The sequence below is a fragment of the Paraburkholderia sp. UYCP14C genome (assembly GCF_004197395.1).
Classification (GTDB): domain Bacteria; phylum Pseudomonadota; class Gammaproteobacteria; order Burkholderiales; family Burkholderiaceae; genus Paraburkholderia.
Map to the genome: position 1 here is coordinate 1 of NZ_SELS01000263.1, position 1210 is coordinate 1210.

2 protein-coding genes are annotated in these 1210 nt (G+C 60.4%); both read right to left on the bottom strand.

All coding sequences use genetic code 11. From position 1 onward, the window contains the following. Positions 1-104: 104 nt before the first annotated feature. Entirely contained in the window at positions 105-1055 is a 951-nt protein-coding gene (locus tag EVC45_RS44725; RefSeq protein WP_211193610.1) for a hypothetical protein, read from the bottom strand. Then, positions 1052-1183: a hypothetical protein gene (locus EVC45_RS47855; RefSeq protein WP_306770881.1), complete on the bottom strand. Its 132-nt coding sequence runs from the start codon at positions 1181-1183 to the stop codon at positions 1052-1054. The genes EVC45_RS44725 and EVC45_RS47855 overlap by 4 nt, the downstream gene beginning before the upstream one ends. Positions 1184-1210 lie beyond the last annotated feature (27 nt).

The following is a 1210-nucleotide window of genomic DNA, read 5'->3' on the forward strand; positions in this document are numbered from 1 at the left end:
GACGCGGTGTTGGCCGCGCAGTCGTACGTGCAGTCGGGCCGGCGAGTGGTAGTGGACGTTGATCTGGAGAAGTTCTTGGATCTCTCATAGCAATGCCCCTTGGTTCATGAAGTGCGTTCGAAGAAGTCAGGCTGATCGTTGGCGACCTTGATGCGCAAGCCTTTGGCCCGTCCGCGACGAACCAGCACGGCGTCGAGTTCTCCGCGCTTTACACGCTGCAACACAGTTTGACGGGAAACACCAAGTCGCCGGGTTGCGACTTGCATGGCGACGTATCCATCAGGAGTGCTATCAACGAAGAGACTACGCAACGTTTCCGTGATGCGAATGCGCCAGGGTGCGCCGGGCGTGGGATGCTCGCCAGCGATGAAGCCGGCGTTGACCCAGCGGTGGAGTGTCGACGGCGCGGTGCACAGTACTCGCGCAGCCTGGCGAATGCTGAGCAGTTCTCCTTCAGGGCGTTCAGCCTGTGGTTCGAAGCAGGGAATCTTCCAGTGACGGCGCAGGTTGCCGACGAGGTTCTGGTTGAAACGCAGGCCCTGTGCGCTCAGACGGCCCTGCGCGTTGAGGATGCCTGCGATGGTCGCGTCGGGATAGTGCTGCGCGAGTCGACGAACCAACGCCAGGGTATCTTCGTCGGTGCGAATGGTGGCAGGACGCGAGCGAGGTAGTGCAACATCACATTCGGTGAGCTTGCCGCCTCGCCAGCGCAGCTTCAGATGAGCCGAATATTGTTCGCGATTGACGGTAATCGAAACCTCCTCGAGTAGGGTGCGCAACAACTGCTTCCTGTCACGCACGGCGAGGCTCGGTGCCTCCCATAAACGCTGGAGATCCTGGCCGAGCGAGAGCAGGTTGTGTCGTTCCTGGACACTCAATGTTCGGGGACGAAGTTGTTCACGACGGACAAGCTCCTGCTGTGCCTGCTCGAGTTCGAACAACTGCTTCTCCCATTGCGCTTCGAGCCCGCGTGCGACGAGTCGGTTCTCGGGATCCACGGCGCGGTATCGCCGCTCCGCACGCTGTGCTTCATACTGCGCCCGTTCAACGCTCATGCGCCACTGCGCGAGCGCGGCATCGTGATCAGCTTCGAGACGTTCAGCGGCGCGTACGGCGGCCTCAATGCCTGCGGGTTGATATGACTTTCCGTGTCAATCGTGATCGGTTCTCGGTTTTGGTTCATCTGAATTTCCTGAGGGCGACGTAGCAG